Genomic DNA, 15,319 nt, shown 5'->3' with positions numbered 1-15,319 from the left:
TCATTTACCTAGTACACTCCCGCTATCCAGCCAATAGGATGTTTCACCAATACCACTGTCTGCTAACGTATTGAGTTTGAAGCTTAAACCACTCTTATTAACGCCACCTTTACCATTAATGAGCTCCATTTCTTCAATACGTAATTTTTCAGATTTATTGTCATTATTATGGCTAGAGGCTCCGCGCTCTTCTCCTAGCTTGATATGCAATACGCTGTCTTCTTGGCTTAATTGTTGTGCCAATTTCGGATTTTTAATGCGTAATGTATAGAGTGGCGAGGCTGGCCAACGAGCATTATCTAATTGACGGAAACCTAAACGTATCCCGCCTCTGACTTCAAAATAGGTATCTGGATCAGGCTCAAACTTATCCTGAATATCTCGGTAATAAACGTCATTATCAGAAATGGTGTTGTTATTATCCAACATCCCTAAATAACGCACTGTTGAGTAAGTTTTAAAATTACCTGTTGAGAAATAGAAGTTGAGCAAACGTGCATTTTCAGCCATTAAACACAACATCGCACCAACCGCAGCGGTTGATTTTGGATCATCAATGCGGCCTTTTTTGTTAAACGGATACCAACCACCCGTTTTGTAACCATGTAATGGCAATATACGAGAAGGTGGTACAGGTTGTAATACTTTTAACAGTGCTTGAATACCTGGTAAGCGAGAAGGGCGGCCTGTAAGTAGTAAAACATCACAGGAGTAGTAATAAAGCACCTCACACAGTGCTTTTAAACTACGGGTGATGTTAATACGTTCACCTGAAATAAATTCAGCGTGTAGTTGTGTAAAGTTAATTTGCACTGGCACATTCAAGATAGAGAAACTATCTCCGCCACCTAACTCTTTATTGGCGGCATCGTCAATATAACGTCGCACATGCTCTGTTGGTTGAACATTTAGCAATTCACCAAAGGTGCTGTTAATGCCTTCATGAGGCACTAATGGATCGAAGTTTTCGTATTGGCTTAAAATACGTAATCCAATTGGATTGAAGATTTGTAAGGTAAGCTGTTGGCGCAACACTTGCTGACCCGCATCTAAACCTTCACTACCAAAAAGAGAAGACATTAGGGCATCGGCATCAGAAATACCCGCGTCTGTTAATGCGGTGCGTAATGCTGGCAAAACACACATCTGGATGATATCTAATAAAATATCATCACCCGCAATTTTGAATCCTTCGCGGAATAATTGTGTTGGAATAATTTTGACGTTACTTCCTGTTCCCGTATCCAGTTTATAGCGAGTGATAACGAGATCGGTTGTGCCACCACCAATATCAATTGAGGCAATTTTTAATGTGCTATCACCCGTTAATGCGCGGTTATCTTCACGCACTTGGCTGGCAAAAAAGGCTTCAGTACGCTCACCAAATTTAATTTGTGTTTCGTTGTAGAGATAAACTAATTGACCACAAGTGGCTTCATCCCACTTAACGTGGATATTAGGCATTGGTATGCGACATTGGGTATCTTTGCCATCAAAATTCAGTTTTTCGTCAGTCGGATCCCAATTCATTGCTTTCCAAATTAAGCCTAATGCGTTTTCCATGCATGTTTCAAAAATAGCACGCTCTGGTTTTGGCATTGCGGGTGGAATAGTCAAAATGATATTGCGTAATTGACGAGGCGCACTTGCGTGACTCATTTTAAGACGCTGAGCCGGGCTGTTCATTTGCGTTAATGCCTGAGCTAATACTTCGGTTAACATCATGGTCATTAATGAACTACGTGTGTAGTTTGGCGTAAAGACAGGCATGCGAAAGTCAGGCTCTAAACGGAATAACGGTTCACCATGATCGTTAAGCAGATAGGTCATAGGTACAGCAGTTGCCAATGGTTCTCTGTCTGTTTGACCAAAGGAGCGACTAAAGCGCCAACCTGGAGAATACGGCGAATCATCCCATAAATAACGTTTAGGGCTTGAAATACCTGTTGAGCCTTCGGTTCCTAAGCGTTGTGCCGCCATGCGGTTAGCTTCAGGGCCAACGCGACCAATAGTTGGCCACATAAAGGCATTATTTCTCCCACTACTGACTGAAAAGTCTTGTTTACCAAATTCCGCTTGCGCAAATTCAACACGGCTTTCAAAAGGCTCGTTGTAGATTTGATAAGGGTGGCTTAAATCACGCAATGTCATTTCATAAAGTTGAGTTAACCCTTTATTATCATTGATATGATCTTCAATTAAGATCCCACATGTACGTGAGTTACCCACATCAAGAATAAGGTCAACTTCAATGGCAGGCTCTTGTGGTTTGGTTTCATTAATTTTGATCTCAGGTAAGTGGAGTTTCTCACCTAAGATATTGAGCAGATTGAGATAATGTGCTTGATGTTGAAACTCTTTAATCGCTTCTTCAAGTTCATCATGGTATATCTTAGTGACTGCTAGTGCTCTTTCACTAAAGACTTCCTTTAACCAACCATCAATCCAAGGTGTTTCAAGGAAATTTTCTACCTCATAACCTAGATAAGCTAGTGCAAAAGCAACACCAGAACGAACATCTTCTTCGTTTGGTGCTAGATAAGCCGTATTAGTGCGATTGGGTTCAATGCGAGTATCAAAAGCCACTACAATGCGATGTGTATGCCCGTCTTCATCTGGCTCTGGCAGTTGGTGAAACATCATTCTCACCCAGTTATCAGGGCCTTGAGAGAATGAACGTGGCGGATTAAAGCGGAAAAATGGTACTGGTAACCAAGTGTCATTGAGTAAATTTAATGACTCATCAAGAGAGAAGCTAAATTCTGCTTCTCTAGGCGTTTGTGGTTGATTTTTCGGCGCTGGATAAAGATAGTTATCGTCTCGCTCATTGTAGATGAGTCGCATTAACGGGCCGTTTTCACCTTTTTTAACAAACTCACCGTACTCTTTGCGCTGTGGTAGCGTAAAACCAAAATCCAGAAACTGAATATTGCTGTCACGGATAAGGGTAATTTTATCTTTATAATCGGTCAGTGGCGCTAACATGAATTAATTATTCTCCCGCTTCATTGATAATGGGAATGGCTGACTGTTCTCATATTTCCCTTGGCAATCAGCAATATTTTGGCTTCCTGGTTGGCAAATAATATTTGGCATCAAATAGTTTGAGCCATCACTACACAGAGCCTGACCTTGGTTATTTATATTCAGTCCACCTTGATTGACGGCTGCGTTAACAGGGGCTTTGCAGGTCACGCCATCACTGCGTGTCATGACGACTTGTCCTTTGCCATTATCTAATTGATAGTTCAGGCTCAGTGGTTTACCTGTTTTTTGATCTTGAATACCTGCACCTGCTTTCCATTGGCCATTAAGGAATTGGGTTGAGCCATTGGCTAACGCATTTGCAGGAATAGTCAGTGGTGTTGTGTTATCAGCCGTGGCTGGTGGTGTGACATCTGGTGGTGCATTAGGATCAACCGGAGGGTTAGCAGTATTGTTCTCATTTCCTGCATTTTGAGGAGTATCTGTTTTCGGTTGCTCATTTTGTGTTGCGGGATCAACAGGAGGCACATTTGGTTGTTGTGCCTCATCGGGCGTTGTTCCATCGGGTAAAGCACCTTGGTTATTATCTATTTGAGGATCAACCACGGGTAAACCAGTATTAGGATCAACTATTGCACCGTTCCCATCAGTGCCATTAATCACATTTCCATTGGCATCTACGGTGCCTAATGTACTTGTGTGAGCTGTACCTGTTGGAACACCAACGGTGTGGCCATTAGTGACCACAGTAGGGACTTTTGGCTTCTCAAGCGTAGGATCAGGTAGCTTAGGCGCTTCAATATCTGGCGTTTTAATATCGACGGTTGGTAATGTCGGTGTTGAGAAACAGCCTCTTAAGAAGAAAATAGCGAGTAGTAGTAATAATAAAGGTAACAGCCACCATAAAAAACGCCACCAAGGGCGCTTTGTGTCAGTAATGATGACTTTTTCTTGTACGGGTGGAATGGCTGTTGATGTTGGTGCTATTGTCGCAACAACGGGTTTTAAGCAAGCAACAGGATCAACTCTTAGTTGTTGATTGGCGCTGACAAATCCCCAAAAGGTAATAATCGGTTGGCCATCAACAATAAAAATATGGTTTTCGTCAGGAAATTGGATTGTTTTACTGAGGAGTGCGCCAAAAAGCTGACTTTCTTTATTTCCATCCCTCTTCTGTTCTTGTTCGCTAAAGGCGATTAAATCATCTTGATTTTTTTTCAGCACAGCATAAGCGGCAGTACGCTCTTCTTCTGAAGCCGCAGACCAAGGGATAACAGAGCCGTCAATCGGTGAATACCAGTCAATACGTTCGCCCGTTTCATTTGGCTGAGGAATGGCAAGGCATTGAGAAATATGTGCCTTTCCTCTTAAACGCAAAGTTTCACGTAGCTGCAGTGCAGAGATATAAACAGCCTGTCCATTTTCTCCCATAGGGAGGTAACTTTCTAATTTACCACTTCGTAAGAATGCTTTATTCACGACGATCATTCCGCTAGGCAAGATTATCTATGGGTAAGTTGGCTTATCCGTAAATAGGCTTTAAGGCTAAAAATAAAGATATAAAATTTATATACATTTTATATTATCAGAAATTGGGTGTCTATCTAGCGGATTATTTAGGGTTAATTAACTGATTATTATTAAAGACTTTTTTATTTTTCTTGAGTAAAAGAGGAATATTGAGATAACGATTATGATAATTAAATAATGACGTTACAGGTTGCGCTATATTTTCTTAAATATACGGATAAAATCACCGATATATTGGTTTTTGCATTAAAAAATAATGAAATAGAAGAAAAAAAAGACAAAATATAAAAAGGTAAACCATCAGATAACATTTGGTCGCTGTGATAGTAATCACAAAATAGGTTTATTCTGAATAATGAGTGAATAAGAAAAGAAACAAAATACGCAATTAAAGAAGGGTCTTAAATAGATAAGATATAGCACCTATTGGCTTCAATATAATAATAAATTATGCGTAATAGGTGAAAAATTTCACCCTCAATGTTGAAACAAAGAGGGTGAAATAAATATTAAAAACTGTAATCAATCATTATTTACAGTTCTTCGGAATATAATCTTCAATCGCTTTTCGAGTCATTAAACTGACCTCATTGGCATTACGCGCAGTGAAGACTTTACCGCCCGTTGCATTTGCCACACAGTTGCCTGCGCCGGTGCCTAAAATATCAACAACGTTAATTACGGCGCGAGGGTGGGCACGTTTTAAAGTTCTGGCTGCTGCGCATGGATCTTGATCGCAAGACTCTAAACCGTCAGATAACAAGACAATAATAGTGTCACGATTATTGCCTTTGATTAGAGAACCCGCTCGTTGAATAGACTCGGCTAATGGTGTGCCACTATCAGGTTCAATACGTTTAATGTAGTTAAGTAATTTTGAGCGTTCATTGCCACCATAAGCAGGACTTGATTTCACTACACCGCAATCTGATGCCACAACGGTAGTAATTTTCATATCTGAAGGAATACTATTAATAATCTTTGTTGCTGCATTTCTTGCCACAGTGATCCGACGAGGTTCGGCATCATAGCCCGCGAAGAGTTTTCCTGTGTTTGCAATAAAGTCTAAATCATCTTCTGTTAAGCTCATACTCAACGCCATTGAGCCTGAAGCATCAAAGATAATAATCACTTGTGGTGCCAGTTCTGGTGGGCGATCTACTGGACACATTTGTTTTATCTTACTGGCTAAGCGATTTTCACAGGTTGCATTCGCTGTCTTTTCTGTCATCCCCGCTTTTTTTAATTCATCTTGTACACAAGCTTCTAGTGGCGTGAGTTTTTTCACAGGCACTGGTTTGGGCACAGGTTTTGGCTCAGGAATGGGTTCCGGTACTGGAACGGGTTCAGGGATCGGCTCTGGAATAGGCTCTGGTACAGGTTCTGGCTCTGGAATAGGCTCTGGCTCAGGTGCAGGTTCTGGTGGTATTACGACGGCAGGTTTTTCTTCCACAACAGGAGGAACAGCCTTGGGATCAAAACACCCTTTTAGCCAAGATGCCAATAAAATTAAAAACAGCAAGAATAAGAAGAGTAATAGCCAACGTAACCAGCGATTGCGTGTTTTGGCTGGCACATTAGCAAGTGCGGCACCCGCAGCCGCGGCACTTGCACCGGCGGTAACTTGTGCAATCGGTGGTGGTAATGGGGTTGTTCGTGGCCACCATGTAATAACAGGTTGCCCATTAATCACATAGACACTTTCACTATCAGGCAGTGTTGATGCCGTATCTAAAAGGTGGCGCTCTTCATCTGTAATTCTGTTTTGCGAAGCTAATAGCGCGGTTTGCGTTTTAATATCGTTAAGGCGTTCATCTAAAATGCGTCTTATCTCTTGTTGTTCTTGGCCTTGTAACGAGGTCAAAGCAACAGGATTACCAGAAACAGCAGAATACCATTCAATGACATCATCCGATTTCTTTTCGGGCGTGGCAAATAGCGCTCGATACTTAGTCGGAAAATGTTGTGTCAGCAATTGGAGTAACTGCTGTTGATGAGTTAAGGCAAAATCGGCGCGGGTAATATCAGCCGTTAATCGTGAAATTCGATTCATATTTTAGAGAGCCTTCGTGACGGCTATATTCGTTTAAAGAGAGAAAATTAAGATATCAATATTACTGACTATAACGGTTTTATTAAAAAGGTGAAATTAAAGCGTTCATTTTTTTAATCTAAGGCAAAATAAATTTTTATAGCACTTAGGCTTTAGTTTATTGCTAAATTCGCTCAATTTATTTCTCTATTTTAACAGGCAAAATAATCTATTTGCTTATTTATCTTTTTACCCCTTAGGATGGCGCCTTTATGTTAAAGGCGAAGATTACAAATCAGCCAATTCTCACCATTGAGTGCTGATGAATATTGATATAGCACATAGAGTATCGACGGGTTACAAGGTATGTTACCCACACTATAAAATAGCCAAATCATTTGCTTTTGAGGGAATTTATTCTCCCTCTTTACGTTGATACAACCGTAGGTTTCTGATGACAAATAAAATAAATAATAACCCATTACTTAATGATGTAACTCGTTACTGGAATATCAGAGCAGAAAGTTATAGTGAGTCTAATCAACAAGAATTGCTGAGTGAGAAACAACAAAAATGGCGTCATTTGTTATTGGGACATGTTAAGGAGGGTGAAACTTTAAAAGTATTAGATATTGGAACTGGCCCAGGCTTTTTTGCCATTTTATTAGCGTTATCAGGACATGATGTCACGGCAATTGATGCAACGGAAGGCATGTTGCAGGAAGCCAAACAAAATGCACAAACACACAAGGTAAATATTCAATTTATTCGTGGCGATGTACATCAACTGCCTTTTGCCAATGAACAGTTTGATCTTGTTGTCAGCCGTAATGTCACTTGGAATTTAAAAGCACCACAAGTGGCGTATTCAGAATGGTTTCGTGTATTAAAGCCTGGCGGTAGTTTAATTAATTTTGATGCTAACTGGTATTTACACCTTTTTGACGAGACTTATTGGCAAGGTTTTGTCGCAGATAGAGCTCGTTCAATAGAAGAACAAGTTGAAGATCACTATGTGAGTACAGATACAAAAGAGATGGAGCGAATTGCCCGTCAACTTCCATTAAGTCAAATAAAACGTCCTCAATGGGACATTAATACGTTGCTAGAGATTGGTTTTAATCGATACATGATAGATACTCGCATTGGTGATTTTGTGTGGAATGAAGAAGAAAAAATTAATTATGGGTCAACGCCGATGTTTATGATCCACGCACAAAAAAACAACGCATAAATAATGAAAGGAGAATAACGTGAAGCCTTTATTTTCGGTGATCCCAACCCTGTTATTAACACTTGCATGTGCATTTCCAGCACTTGCAGATCAAAGCAATAACATACTGGATTATGCCAGTACAAAAGATATTCGTGATATTAATCCTCATCTCTACTCTGGTGAGATGGCAGCTCAAAACATGGTATTTGAATCTCTTGTATTAAATACCGAAAAAGGTGTTGCTCCTTATTTAGCGGAACGTTGGGATATTTCCCCCGACGGCAAAAGTTATACCTTTTATTTACGTCATGATGTGACCTTTAGTGATGGCGAACCGTTTAATGCCAAAGCTGTAAAATTAAATATTGAAGCCATATTAGATAACTATGAACGACATGCATGGTTAGAGTTAGTTCGTCAAATTGATAGCGTTGAAGTTGTTGATGAACTTACCGTTAAATTAAATTTAAAAAACCCTTACTACCCAACATTAACTGAATTAGGTTTAACTCGCCCATTCCGCTTTATTTCGCCCAATTCATTTATTAATGGCAAAACAAAAACAGGTGTTGCGAACTATATTGGTACGGGGCCTTGGGTATTAACTGAACATAAAAAAGACCAATACGCAGAGTTTAAAGTTAACCCAAATTATTGGGGAGAAAAACCTGTATTAAATGGGGTAATGTGGCGGGTGATCCCAGACAGACAAACGATGCTACTTTCGCTACAAAAAGGGGATATTCAGCTTATATTTGGTGCTGATGGTGACATGTTAGATATGGATTCATTTGAAGCTCTTATGGCATCAGATAAATTCAAAACTGAAATGAGCGCCCCAATTGCATCTCGCGCTATTGTGTTAAACAGCAGTCGTCCAATGACATCAAACCAACATGTTCGCCAAGCATTACAATATGCCGTCGATAAAGAGGGGATTGCACAAGGTATTTTAGCGGGTAGTGAAAAAGTCGCTGATAGTTTAATGGCGCGAAGCGTGCCTTACTGTGATTTTGCTTCCCCAACCTATATTTATCGTCCAACAAAAGCGATTGATCTATTAGAAGCTGAAGGCTGGGTATTACCAAAAGGTAAGACTATCCGTGAGAAGCAAGGTGAGAAATTAGAGCTATTGCTCTCTTATAATGTGAATAACGCAGTAGAAAAAGAAATTGCCGAACTTATTCAAGATGATTTTAAAAAGATTGGCGTTGGTCTGACTATTTTAGGTGAAGAGAAACAAGCTTATTTAGATAGACAAAAAAATGGTGATTTTGATTTGCAATATTCGCTTTCATGGGGAACACCTTACGATCCAGCTTCCTTTGTTTCATCTTTTAGAATACCTGCTCATGCCGATTACCAAGGACAAAAAGGATTAGCGAATAAAGCACAATTAGATGCCATGATTGGTGAGCTATTAATTACACCTGATGAAACACGACGTCAGGAATTATATAAAACCTTATTTACGTCATTAGCTGATCAAGCGGTCTATATCCCATTAACCTATTCACGTACTAAGGCTATCCATCGCAGTGAATTAGAAAATGTTGGCTTTAATCCGTCTCAATATGAAATACCGTTTGAAAAAATGTATTTTAATCCGTAATTAAAACGCTCACTTAGATAAGTGTGGCACCTTATATGAAAGTGCCACACTGATTAAATCTGATGCTACGTTATATATTCTGGAGAGTGTTGGCGATATTTCCGCTGGCACTGATGATTTCATTTATTGCCTTTATTCTGTTGGAATTGGCGCCGTCTGATCCTGCGGAAGTCGCATTACGTGTCAATGAAATTGTTCCAACCCCTGAAGCGATTGATGGTATGCGTCATGAGTTAGGCTTAGATAAGCCTTTCTTTACCCGTTATTTTTTATGGTTAATGGCAGGGTTTCAGCTCGATTTTGGTACTTCTTTTCTTACTAGAACCCCAGTTATTCAAGAGATGCTAAGGGCATTACCTCCAACGCTTTGGTTAGCTTCAACGGCTTTATTCTTTACGATTATTTTGGCACTGCCTTTAGCATTGTGGTGTGTGGCTAAACCTCAAAGTTTTACAGATAAATGCATTCGTTTCATTGTGTTTGTTTTAACGGCTATACCTAATTATTGGTTAGGATTGCTATTGATTTGGGGAGTCGCCGTTTATTTAGATTGGCTTCCTGTCAGTGGAATGTTATCGCCACAATCTGTTATTTTGCCTGCATTAGCGCTTTCTTTAGGGTACATCGGTACTTATTTACGGCTGTTAAGAGGTGCGATGTTAAACCAATGGCATCAGCCTTATGTCTTTTATGCCAAAGCGCGAGGATTACCTGACAACCTTATTTTACGTCGTCATATTTTACGAAATTCGCTGTATTCCAGTTTAACGGCATTGGGTATGAGTATTCCAAAGCTAATTGCTGGTACAGTCGTGATTGAAAATATTTTTGCATGGCCGGGAATTGGGCGACTATGTATCAGCGCCATATTTGGTCGTGATTATCCGATGATACAGGCCTATATTTTATTGATGTCACTGCTATTTCTCTTTTTTAACTTTTTGATGGATGTCATTCAAATGATGGCTGATCCGCGGTTAAGGAGATAATTATGTGGCAACTGTTTTGGCAACGACTTGCAAAAGATAAAAGTGCGCAATTGTGTTTATTGGTGATCACAATTGTGGTCATCGCTGGAATATTTGCACCTTGGTTAGCACCGCATGATCCCACATTAACCTCAATACGTTTGAAATTTAAGCCTATGAGTTTTGATTATCCGTTAGGTACGGATAATTTAGGGCGCTGTATCTTTTCACGATTATTGTTTGGTGTAAGAACCACGGTATTTTATGCCTTATTAGCTATGAGTGTGACATTAATCATTGGCTGGCTAATGGGCATGTTAGCTGGATTTTTCCATGGAAAAACAGACACATTGATTATGCGATTATGTGATGTGGTTTTGTCATTTCCTGCAGAAATTATGATCTTAGCATTAGTGGGAATAATGGGGCCGGGTATTGGTAATATCTTAATTGCCGTTATTTTAGTGAAATGGGCATGGTATGCCAGAATGATCAGAGGGGTTGTTCGTCAATATTCACACCGTAATTATATTGCTTACGCCCGTGTGATTGGTGCGCCTTCTCATCATATTTTACGACGTCACTTATTACCGGTGACTTTTGCTGAAACTATCGTCTTAGCATCAACCGATATTGGCAGTGTTATTTTAATGATCTCGGCGCTCTCTTTTTTAGGGTTAGGCGTACAACCACCGACCCCAGAATGGGGAAATATGCTCAGTGAAGCAAAAAATGTCATGGTATTACATCCAGAACAGATGTTGCCTGCGGGGATTGCTATCACTCTTGTTGTCACAGCCTTTAACTTTTGGGGTGATTTTTTACGTGATGTGTTTGATCCCGATAATCGCCAGTCAGTAGGAGAAAAGCATGAACAACTTACTGACGCTTGAGCATGTTTCTGTTATTCATCAAGAAAGCGGAAAAAAGCTGATTGATGATGTCTCTTTCTCGATAAAGCAAGGACGCACATTAGCGATTGTCGGAGAAAGTGGTAGTGGAAAAAGTGTGATCAGCAAAGCCATTATGGGATTACTGCCTGAACAATTAGCAATATCAGGGGAGATTTTTTTTGCAGGAAAGAAAATCAGTGATGAGGCCTTTTCTCAACATCGAGCTTTATTGGGAACATCTTTAGGTTTGATTGTTCAAAATGGCATGAGTGCGTTTGATCCTTTGATGAAAATAGGCAAGCAAATTAGCCAAACGTTAATCTACCATTTTTCCTATACTAAAAAGCAAGCTCTAGAAGAAACTCAGTTGGCATTATCTCATGTTTTTCCTCATCAATTTCAATCTATTATACAGGCGTTCCCTCATCAATTAAGCGGCGGACAACTACAACGAGTGATGATTGCGATTGCGCTCGCCTTGTCACCTAAACTATTAATTGCTGATGAACCCACAACAGCACTTGATGCACCTCTTCGTCGAGAGATTTTAAAATTGCTCCAGCTTGTCGTAACGACTCATCACTCAACGCTGATTTTTATTTCCCATGACTTAGGGCTCGTGAATGAAATTGCCGATGATATTATCGTGATGCAAGGGGGAAAAATGGTTGAATTTGGTGATAAAACAACCGTTTTAACATCTCCAACACAGGAATATACGCGTTATTTAATTAATGCACGGCGACAGCTTTCGTTGCGTTTCGAGCAATTGATTAATAAAAAAACATATTAATATCATCATAATAAAAGAGACGCTATGTTATTAAACGTTGAGAATATCAGTAAGTTTTATACTCAAAGGAATAACACTTTATTCGGTGAGAAAGTGAAGGTTATTGATGCTCTTTCTTTTAATATAAATACCCAAGAAACTTTTGGTTTAGTGGGGGAAAGTGGCAGTGGTAAAAGCACCTTAGCACGTTTAATTTGTGGATTAGAATTACCAGATAGTGGTGCTATCTATTTGAATAATAAATCAGTGACAAAACGACTTCATCGTCAAGGTATTATTAGTATTGTTTTCCAAGATTATACAACATCCGTTAATCCCACATTAACGGTTGGCGAAATTATTGCTGAGCCAGTAAAAATAGTGGACCCAAGTATTCATCATCAGGCATTAGAAAAGCTGATTTTTGCTTTTTTAGATAAAGTGGGATTACCTAAAAATTGTTATCGGCGTTATATATATGAACTGTCAGGTGGGCAGGCACAACGGGTATGTTTATGTCGTGCATTAGCTTCTTACCCTAAATTGATTGTATTAGATGAAGCGCTTAGCTCGTTAGATATTCCTACCCAAGTACAGATATTAGATTTATTAAAACAGTTAAAAGAAGAATTCCAATTATCTTACCTTTTTATCAGTCATGATATTCAAACGGTTGCTTACTTTTGCGATAAAGTTATGTTCTTTTTACAAGGTAAGAAAATTGAATTATGTGAGGTAGATAATCTAGGTAATGTTGCGCATGATTATTCTAAAAAACTTATTCAATCTGTTATCTAATTAATAAACAGCAATACTTTTAAGTATTGCTGTTTGCTGAATTTAATCTATTTAGAGATTATTCATTAAGTGTTCTTGAACGGCTTTTGCATCATTTGAGGCATTGAAATCAATACCGAAATTTAGCGTACCTTCTTTGAGTTCAATACTATGAGGCGTTGCTTTAGAACAGGTGATATTCTGTATTTTTTCTTTTACTGTTTCTTGGGCGATTTTAGAGCTTTCACAGGTATTTATTACACCTTTTAGTCCTTCACTACAATAACTATCAACCCCTGTTGTTTTTAAATCATCAGCAGTAAATGCAGACCAATCAAAAGCAACTTTTATATTGGCATCACAGCTTTTATTTAAATCAACAACACGAGATTGAATATTCTCTTCAAATTTTTGGTGTAATTCTTTTTCTGCTAATGTCGCTGAAAAAGCAGAAGAGGAAATAAGCAGTAGAGAGAGACTGACAGCAATATTTTTCAACATGATCAAATGCTCCAAAAATGAATATATAAATTTAAATTAACTTATTAAAAATAAAACAATGGGAAGTTATAACAATAGGAAGATGATTATTTTTAGTACTTTACTCTTTTTTGAATAATATTTTTAATTATTAGTGAGATGTCTTTTAATAAAATCATTTTATGATAAGCCTATTAATACTTTAATAGGTATTTTTACTCAGTCATTAATTAAATGTTCGTTATATTTATAACGAACATAATCGATTCAGTACTTCATTTAAATTATCAATAAAGTGAAATAAATAAATTGCCATTAAAATCAACCGATTAAATTATTGATGTAGATCTGCATCACAAACCAATCTTATTGTGATTGTTTTTTCATCATGCTCGAATTAACTTGCTAACTCGAAGTAGCAAAAATTAGCATAGCGTTAGCAAATGATGAGGGTTCGCATGGAACAACAATATTTTATTGGCGTTGATGTTGGCTCAGCCAGTGTCCGTGCAGCGGTATTTGATAGCAATGGAAAGCGTTTAGGCTTTTCTGTTCGCCCTATTGCCCAATTCCGTCCTAAAACGGATTTTGTTGAGCAATCATCCACCGATATTTGGCAGCAGGTGTGCACTACCGTAAAAGAGTCGGTGGCGTTATCTGCTATTGATCCTATCCATGTGAAATCTATCGGTTTTGATGCCACTTGTTCTTTGGTTGCTGTGGATAAAGAAGGTAAAGGACTTTCTGTTTCGCCAAGCGGTAACGCTGAACAAGATATCATCATGTGGATGGATCACCGGGCTGTACAAGAAACGGTCACCATCAATCTGACCAATGATCCTTCACTGCGATATGTCGGTGGTGAAGTGAGTATCGAAATGGAATTGCCGAAAATTCTGTGGTTAAAAAATCATTACCCAGAACGTTATCAAAATGTATGGCGATTCTTTGATTTAGCTGACTTTTTAGTTTGGAAAGCAACATCAGGAGATGTAGCAAGTACCTGCACATTAACCTGTAAATGGAACTATTTAGCACATCAGGGACAATTTAGTGAGAGTTTGTTAGCCGATGTAGGTTTGGATGAATTATTAGAAAAAGTACCACAAACCATTCTGGCATTAGGTGAACAAGCAGGTTGTTTAGATGAGGCGGTTGCCAATGCATTTGGCTTGCACACAGGGGTCATTGTTGCTTCAGGCATTATTGACGCACATGCAGGTGGCTTGGCATTAACAGCATCACAACCTGAAGGTAGTTTGGCAATTATCAGTGGTACGTCTAACTGCCATATGATTGTGAGCCAATATCCAATTATGGTACCCGGCGTTTGGGGTCCTTATTTTGGCGCGATGTTACCCGAGTTATGGCTAAACGAAGGCGGCCAAAGTGCTGCTGGTGCGTTAGTTGAATGGTCTATCCGCCGTCATGAATCATGGGCTGAATTAGAGCAAGAAGCGAATGAAAAAGGCGTTAACTACTATGCCTTATTAAACGAAGCTGTCGCTGAATTGGAAGAAAATGAACAATATCCAACCACACAGTTTCATGTTTTAGCTGACCATCATGGCAATCGTTCTCCGCGCGCCAATCCTGCGGCAAAAGGCATGGTAAGCGGGTTAACACTGGAAAGTGGTCGTGTTGCATTGGCTCGTTATTATCTTGCGACACTGCAATCTATTGCTTATGGCACACGCCATATTATTGACACACTTGAAGATGCTGGACATCAAATCAATCGCATCGTGATGTGTGGTGGAGCAACGAAAAATCCATTGTGGCTACGCGAATATGCCAATGCGACAGGTCGTGAAATTCATTTAGCACAAGAAGAAGATGCGGTGAATTTAGGGGCTGCATTACTAGGTGCTGTAGCGTGTAAAGCCTTTGATGATTTCTCAAAAGCTGCCAGTGCAATGGTGAGAGAAGGTGGCATTATTACACCAGATAGCGACACGTTTGCCTTCCATCAAGCTAAATATCAAGTTTATTTGCAGATGTATCAAGATCAGCAACGTTATAACGAAATGATGTCAGATTGTTGACCACAAATT

11 protein-coding genes are annotated in these 15,319 nt (G+C 39.2%); 7 read left to right on the top strand and 4 right to left on the bottom strand.

Translation table 11 applies throughout. The features are described 5' to 3' along the window. The 3 genes from LG402_RS19700 to LG402_RS19690 all read right to left on the bottom strand — a co-directional run bounded on the left by LG402_RS19700 (position 1) and on the right by LG402_RS19690 (position 6,568). On the bottom strand, positions 1 to 2,985 hold the full coding sequence (locus tag LG402_RS19700) for a virulence factor SrfB (protein ID WP_166539154.1): 2,985 nt from the start codon (positions 2,983 to 2,985) through the stop codon (positions 1 to 3). 3 nt (positions 2,986 to 2,988) lie between these two features. Continuing rightward, complete coding sequence (locus LG402_RS19695) at positions 2,989 to 4,464, bottom strand: SrfA family protein (RefSeq protein ID WP_166539153.1); 1,476 nt, start codon at positions 4,462 to 4,464, stop codon at positions 2,989 to 2,991. Positions 4,465 to 5,044: 580 nt separating this feature from the next. Further along, positions 5,045 to 6,568 (bottom strand): vWA domain-containing protein, encoded by a 1,524-nt coding sequence (locus LG402_RS19690; protein WP_227336165.1) that lies wholly within the window; start codon positions 6,566 to 6,568, stop codon positions 5,045 to 5,047. 433 nt (positions 6,569 to 7,001) lie between these two features. Between LG402_RS19690 and LG402_RS19685 the strand changes: the two genes are divergently transcribed. From LG402_RS19685 to LG402_RS19660, 6 genes are all read left to right on the top strand, one after another. Next, entirely contained in the window at positions 7,002 to 7,781 is a 780-nt protein-coding gene (locus tag LG402_RS19685) for a class I SAM-dependent methyltransferase (RefSeq protein WP_227336164.1), read from the top strand. Positions 7,782 to 7,800: 19 nt separating this feature from the next. Further along, entirely contained in the window at positions 7,801 to 9,375 is a 1,575-nt protein-coding gene (gene nikA / locus LG402_RS19680; protein WP_166539151.1) for a nickel ABC transporter substrate-binding protein, read from the top strand. 62 nt (positions 9,376 to 9,437) lie between these two features. Then, positions 9,438 to 10,364 (top strand): nickel/cobalt ABC transporter permease, encoded by a 927-nt coding sequence (gene opp1B / locus LG402_RS19675; RefSeq protein WP_109409007.1) that lies wholly within the window; start codon positions 9,438 to 9,440, stop codon positions 10,362 to 10,364. Positions 10,365 to 10,366: 2 nt separating this feature from the next. Further along, complete coding sequence (opp1C, locus tag LG402_RS19670; protein ID WP_109409006.1) at positions 10,367 to 11,236, top strand: nickel/cobalt ABC transporter permease; 870 nt, start codon at positions 10,367 to 10,369, stop codon at positions 11,234 to 11,236. Then, a complete protein-coding gene (locus LG402_RS19665) occupies positions 11,214 to 12,029 on the top strand; it encodes an ABC transporter ATP-binding protein (RefSeq protein ID WP_227336163.1) in 816 nt (271 codons plus the stop codon). Before opp1C ends, LG402_RS19665 begins: the two co-directional genes overlap by 23 nt. Positions 12,030 to 12,053: 24 nt before the next feature. Further along, entirely contained in the window at positions 12,054 to 12,806 is a 753-nt protein-coding gene (locus LG402_RS19660; RefSeq protein ID WP_166539149.1) for an ABC transporter ATP-binding protein, read from the top strand. 51 nt (positions 12,807 to 12,857) lie between these two features. On the opposite strand, the gene LG402_RS19655 is transcribed toward LG402_RS19660, so the two are convergent. Beyond that, a complete protein-coding gene (locus LG402_RS19655) occupies positions 12,858 to 13,286 on the bottom strand; it encodes a hypothetical protein (RefSeq protein ID WP_227336162.1) in 429 nt (142 codons plus the stop codon). A gap of 437 nt (positions 13,287 to 13,723) precedes the next feature. Between LG402_RS19655 and LG402_RS19650 the strand changes: the two genes are divergently transcribed. Beyond that, entirely contained in the window at positions 13,724 to 15,310 is a 1,587-nt protein-coding gene (locus tag LG402_RS19650; protein WP_109409002.1) for an FGGY-family carbohydrate kinase, read from the top strand. Positions 15,311 to 15,319 lie beyond the last annotated feature (9 nt).

Origin of the sequence: Proteus sp. NMG38-2 (assembly GCF_020640995.1) — a bacterium.
Lineage (GTDB): Bacteria > Pseudomonadota > Gammaproteobacteria > Enterobacterales > Enterobacteriaceae > Proteus.
The sequence above is the reverse complement of the archived record's forward strand: the minus strand, read 5'-3'. Positions and strand labels throughout refer to the sequence as shown.

Bases quoted from the DNA above. Each gene is read 5' to 3' on its own strand.
- LG402_RS19700 (WP_166539154.1), bottom strand. From the start codon at position 2,985: ATGTTAGCGCCACTGACCGATTATAAAGATAAAATTACCCTTATCCGT.
- LG402_RS19690 (WP_227336165.1), bottom strand. From the start codon at position 6,568: ATGAATCGAATTTCACGATTAACGGCTGATATTACCCGCGCCGATTTT.
- LG402_RS19685 (WP_227336164.1), top strand. From the start codon at position 7,002: ATGACAAATAAAATAAATAATAACCCATTACTTAATGATGTAACTCGT.
- opp1B (WP_109409007.1), top strand. From the start codon at position 9,438: ATGCTACGTTATATATTCTGGAGAGTGTTGGCGATATTTCCGCTGGCA.
- opp1C (WP_109409006.1), top strand. From the start codon at position 10,367: ATGTGGCAACTGTTTTGGCAACGACTTGCAAAAGATAAAAGTGCGCAA.
- LG402_RS19665 (WP_227336163.1), top strand. From the start codon at position 11,214: ATGAACAACTTACTGACGCTTGAGCATGTTTCTGTTATTCATCAAGAA.
- LG402_RS19660 (WP_166539149.1), top strand. From the start codon at position 12,054: ATGTTATTAAACGTTGAGAATATCAGTAAGTTTTATACTCAAAGGAAT.
- LG402_RS19655 (WP_227336162.1), bottom strand. From the start codon at position 13,286: ATGTTGAAAAATATTGCTGTCAGTCTCTCTCTACTGCTTATTTCCTCT.
- LG402_RS19650 (WP_109409002.1), top strand. From the start codon at position 13,724: ATGGAACAACAATATTTTATTGGCGTTGATGTTGGCTCAGCCAGTGTC.